This is a genomic window from Mesorhizobium sp. M1A.F.Ca.ET.072.01.1.1, from assembly GCF_004023325.1.
In the GTDB taxonomy this organism is placed as follows: Bacteria; Pseudomonadota; Alphaproteobacteria; order Rhizobiales; family Rhizobiaceae; genus Mesorhizobium.
This window is the reverse complement of record NZ_RZSF01000424.1, coordinates 1-4,649: the sequence shown is the minus strand read 5'-3', so window position 1 is coordinate 4,649 and position 4,649 is coordinate 1. Positions and strand designations below refer to the sequence as shown.

Sequence of the window (4,649 nt, the reverse complement as noted above, 5' to 3'; positions counted from 1 at the left end):
TTCCTTCACAGTGCTCAAGGCGCCCTATGACGGCGTCGTCGGCAACCGCTCGGTCGAACAGGGCGACCTCGTCACGCCCGGCCAGAAGCTCGCCGTCGTCGTGCCGATGGACAAGCTCTACATCGTCGGCAACTTCAAGGAGACGCAGCTTGGCCGGCTGGTGCCTGGCGAGAAGGTCCGCATCACGGTCGATGCCATCGACGGCCAGACCTTCGAGGGCACGGTTTCGTCGCTGGCGCCGGCTTCGGGCGCGGTGTTCTCGCTGCTACCGCCGGAAAACGCCACCGGCAACTTCACCAAGGTCGTGCAGCGCGTGCCGGTCCGCATCGACGTGCCGGCCGACGTGCTGAAGACCGGCAAGCTGCGCGCCGGCCTGAGCGTCATCGTCGCCGCCGACAGCCGCACCGCGCCGGCCGCGACGACCAACTGAGAGTTTGGGGGGCGGCCCGGTGGCCAATTGAGCGCCGAGCCGCCCAGCCTGTTTTGACGCAGTTCCGGGCGGAAAACGCCGCGCACTTTTGGAGCTGCCGCAGGGAGGCCATGAGATGGCAACCGCAACCATTACCGCAGGAGCAGCGCCGGCACCGCCGGCAGCCGCCGCCCCCGCCGACCACATGCCGGCGCGCCGCGTCATCGCCTTCCTGGCGATGGTGTTCGGCATGTTCATGGCAATCCTCGATATCCAGATCGTCTCGGCATCGCTGGCCGAGATCCAGGCCGGCCTCAGCGCCAGCTCCGACGAGATCCCGTGGGTTCAGACCGCCTATCTGATCGCGGAAGTGGTGATGATCCCGCTGTCGGGCTTCCTCAGCCGCATGCTGTCGACCCGCGTGCTGTTCACGACCGCGGCCGCCGGCTTCACAGCAGCAAGCGCGCTTGCTGCGACCGCCACCAATATCGACCAGATGATCGTCTACCGCGCCATCCAGGGCTTTATCGGCGGCGGCATGATTCCGAGCGTGTTCGCTGCCGCCTTCACCATCTTCCCGCCGTCGCGCCGCGCCGTCGTCTCGCCGATGATCGGCCTCGTGGCGACGCTGGCGCCGACCATCGGCCCGACGGTCGGCGGCTATATCAGCCATGCCATGTCCTGGCACTGGCTGTTCCTGATCAATGTCGTGCCGGGCATACTGGTGGCGACGGCTGCCTGGTCGCTGATCGATTTCGACAAGCCGAACCTCAAGCTGTTTTCCAAGTTCGACTGGTGGGGCCTGATCGGCATGGCCGCCTTCCTCGGCTGCATGGAATACGTGCTGGAGGAAGGCCCGAACCATGACTGGCTGCAGGAGCCGGCCGTCTTTGCCTGCGCCATCATCATGACCATAGGCGGTCTCATCTTCTTCTGGCGCGTCTTCACCGCCGAGGAGCCGATCGTCGATCTGCGGGCCTTCAACAATGTCAATTTCGCCTTCGGCTCGCTGTTCTCCTTCGTGGTCGGCATCGGCCTTTACGGGTTGACCTACCTCTATCCGGTGTTCCTCGGCCGCATCCGCGGTTACGATTCGATGATGATCGGCGAGGCGCTATTCGTCAGCGGCCTGGCGATGTTCTTCACCGCGCCCGTTGCCGGCATCCTGTCGAACAAGATCGATCTCAGGCTGATGATGATGGTCGGCTTCATCGGCTTCGCCACCGGCACATGGTGGATGACGCATCTCACCGCCGACTGGGACTTTTATGAGCTCTTGATCCCGCAGATCCTGCGCGGCTGCTCGATGATGCTATGCATGGTGCCGATCAACAACATCGCGCTCGGCACGCTGCCGCCGGAGCGGCTGAAGAATGCGTCGGGCCTGTTCAACCTGACCCGCAATCTCGGCGGTGCCGTCGGCCTGGCAGTCATCAACACGGTGCTGATCGACCGCAATGCCTTCCACTATGCAAGGCTTTCGGAGCATGTGCAGTGGGGCAGCGAGGCCGCGCAGACCAAGCTGCAGAACATGACGCTGACCTTCCAGCAAAACGCCGGCCTCGACGCCACGACCGCCGCCATTTCAAAGCTGTCCGGCATGGTGCAGCAGCAGGCGGCGCTGCTGTCGTTCATGGACGTGTTCATGATGCTGACCGTGCTGTTCGCCTCGCTCGGATTTTTCGTGCTGTTCATCAACAAGCCGGCGCAGCAAGGCGGCGGTGGCGGCGGAGGCCATTGAGGAGCCGGAACCCCCGCCTGGCGTCCTCAACGCGTGACCCCGGAAATCGTCGCCGATTTCCGGGGTCATTTCTTTGGGCAGATCGCAGTCCGCTCAGGCCGCGGCGGGCTTGAAGGTCAGCGCCACGCCGTTGATGCAGTGGCGCAGGCCGGTTGGCGGCGGGCCGTCGTCGAAGACATGGCCGAGATGACCACCGCAGCGGCGGCAATGCACCTCGGTGCGCGTCATGCCGAGCGAACGGTCTTCGGTCTTGCCGATGGCATTGGGGATCTCCTGCCAGAAGCTCGGCCAGCCGGTGCCGGAATCGAACTTCGTTTCCGACGGATAGACCGGCAGGTCGCAGCCGGCGCAGGCGAAGATGCCCTTGCGGTGTTCGTTGAGCAGCGGGCTGGTGCCCGGATATTCGGTGCCCTCCCTGCGCAGCACGTCGAAGGCGGCATCCGAAAGGATAGCGCGCCATTCGGCGTCGGTCTTGGTGATCTCGAAGGTCTCGGCGGCCAGAGCCGGCTTCGCGCCGCCCATGCGCAACGCCGCTCCGGCTCCGATTGTGAGGGCAGTGGCGGCGGCACCGCTCCAGAGAAAGTCCCGACGGTTCATGGCCTTTCCTCCTGACGTGATCTTACAAACTAGGACGCCACCGGAAAAGTAAAAGCCGGTGACGGTTCGCGCGCCACCCCGCGTCGACCGAAGCCCTGGCGATGCGGAGCGGCGCTTGACGGCAACACGGATCGTGGGAGGGAGACCGTGCGGCCGACGCGGACATACGCCACTTCGCCGGCCGCACGCGCTTTGTTACATCTTCGGCAGAAGAACCTTGTCGACGACGTGGATGACGCCGTTCGACTGGCGCACGTCGGCGATCGTGACATGAGCGACGTTGCCGTTCTCGTCGGTCGCCGTGACCTTGCCCTTTTCGGACTTCAGCGTCAGGGCGCAGCCGCCGACGGTCTTGACCTCATGCGCACCGCCATCGGCCTTGGCCATCTTGGCGACGTCGGCGGCCAGCGCCTTGGCGGCAATGACATGGCAGGTGAGGATCTTGGTCAGCTTGTCCTTGTTCTCGGGCTTGAGCAGCGTCTCGACGGTGCCGGCCGGAAGTGCAGAGAAGGCCTCGTTGGTCGGGGCAAAGACAGTGAAGGGACCGGGGGTCTGCAGCGTGTCGACCAAGCCGGCGGCCTTGACGGCGGCGACCAGCGTGGTGTGGTCCTTCGAATTGACGGCATTCTCGATGATGTTCTTCTTGGCATACATCGGGGCGCCGCCGACCATCGGATTGGCGGCATAGGCAACGGCGCCAAGCGCGGAAAGGCCGATTGCAGAGGCAAGCAGAAGGGTGGCGAGTTTACGCATTGTATCAGTCTCCTCTGGTTGTTTTTCCCAATCCTTGGGAACGCGAGGAGATACGAGGCGTCAAAAACTTAGTTTCGAGAATCTCGAAGATTTTTTATTCGTCGACCTCGATTCAAACGTGCTGCGTCTAAACGCGTGACAACGCCGCTGCAGACACATTTCGGGCAGATAGACTTCGACTAATCTCCGAGATTTTCGGGAAAGTCGATCAGATGCCCTTCAGATCGCCCGCGGCGACGACCGGGCCGGTCGGCTGGCCGGTCGGCGAACCGCCGGCCGGCTCGAGACTGACGGCGAGCACGGCGCCTTGCGCCAGCTTCTCCTGCACGGCCGGCGTGACGGCCATGCGCGCGCTCTGACCGGCCGGGATGACGCCCATCGAGACCGGCGCGTTCTTGCCCTCGATCATCCACAGCTCGAAGTCCTTGCCGGCGCCGCGTTCGCCGGAAACAAGCGAGAGGCCGACCTCGTGGCGGGCTGCGTCGTAGACGGCGAGGTATTTGACGTTGCTGTTGTCGGCGGCGAGCGAGGCGACCAGCCTGGTCTCGGGCTGCGGCAACGGCGGATTGACGAGAGGCAGGGCGACAAAGACGACCAAAGCGGCAAGCGCGGCGGCGGCAAGCCCGCGCCAGAAGGCGAGGCTCCCCAGCAGGCCGGTGCTGGGCGCGGTGGAGTTGACCACTGATGAGGCAAACAGCCGGCGGTCGATCGCCGCCTTCACCGAAGCCGGCGGCTCGACCGCAGCGTAGGCAGCCGCTATCGGCGCGAAATGGGCATCCCAGGCATCGACCAGGCGGGCAAAACCCGCCTCGGTATCGATGCGGCGGGAGGCGATCTGGCGTTCGTCGGCTGCCAGAACGCCGAGAACGTATTCGGCGGCGAGCAGGTCGTCGCCTCCGCGTTCCGGTCCGTTTTCTTCCGCCAGCGTCATCTTTCCAGGCATTCTCTCAGTTTGAGCAAGCTTCGCCGCAGCCAAGTCCGCATCGTGTTCAGCGGGACCTTGTGGCGCTCCGCCAGCTCGGCATAGCTTTCGCCGTTGAGATAGGCGCCTCGGACCGCCGCCGCCCGGTCTTTCTCCAATTCGTCGAGGCAATGGTAGATGCGGTCGGTCTCGCCGCCCGCGACAGCCATGGCCTCAGGCCCCGGCGC

6 protein-coding genes are annotated in these 4,649 nt (G+C 64.7%); 2 read left to right on the top strand and 4 right to left on the bottom strand.

Going from position 1 to position 4,649, the window contains the following annotated elements; genetic code table 11:
• The coding region (locus EOA32_RS33360; RefSeq protein WP_145971439.1) for an HlyD family secretion protein at positions 1-430 on the top strand (430 nt) is incomplete at its 5' end.
• Between the two features lie 115 nt (positions 431-545).
• Positions 546-2,150 carry a DHA2 family efflux MFS transporter permease subunit gene (locus tag EOA32_RS33355; protein ID WP_128373994.1) on the top strand — a complete coding sequence of 535 codons (1,605 nt, stop codon included), beginning with the start codon at positions 546-548 and terminating at the stop codon, positions 2,148-2,150.
• A gap of 93 nt (positions 2,151-2,243) precedes the next feature.
• Here EOA32_RS33355 and msrB read toward each other — a convergent pair whose 3' ends face one another.
• The 4 genes from msrB to EOA32_RS33335 all read right to left on the bottom strand — a co-directional run.
• The gene (msrB, locus tag EOA32_RS33350; protein WP_128373993.1) at positions 2,244-2,747 is read right to left on the bottom strand and encodes a peptide-methionine (R)-S-oxide reductase MsrB; all 504 of its coding nucleotides are present in this window, start codon (positions 2,745-2,747) and stop codon (positions 2,244-2,246) included.
• Positions 2,748-2,942: 195 nt separating this feature from the next.
• Positions 2,943-3,500 (bottom strand): fasciclin domain-containing protein, encoded by a 558-nt coding sequence (locus EOA32_RS33345; RefSeq protein ID WP_128373992.1) that lies wholly within the window; start codon positions 3,498-3,500, stop codon positions 2,943-2,945.
• 208 nt (positions 3,501-3,708) lie between these two features.
• Positions 3,709-4,431: an anti-sigma factor gene (locus EOA32_RS33340; RefSeq protein WP_128373991.1), complete on the bottom strand. Its 723-nt coding sequence runs from the start codon at positions 4,429-4,431 to the stop codon at positions 3,709-3,711.
• Positions 4,428-4,649 (bottom strand): sigma factor-like helix-turn-helix DNA-binding protein (locus EOA32_RS33335; protein WP_281015301.1); only part of this gene is annotated, 222 nt, incomplete at its 5' end. The genes EOA32_RS33340 and EOA32_RS33335, both read right to left, overlap by 4 nt.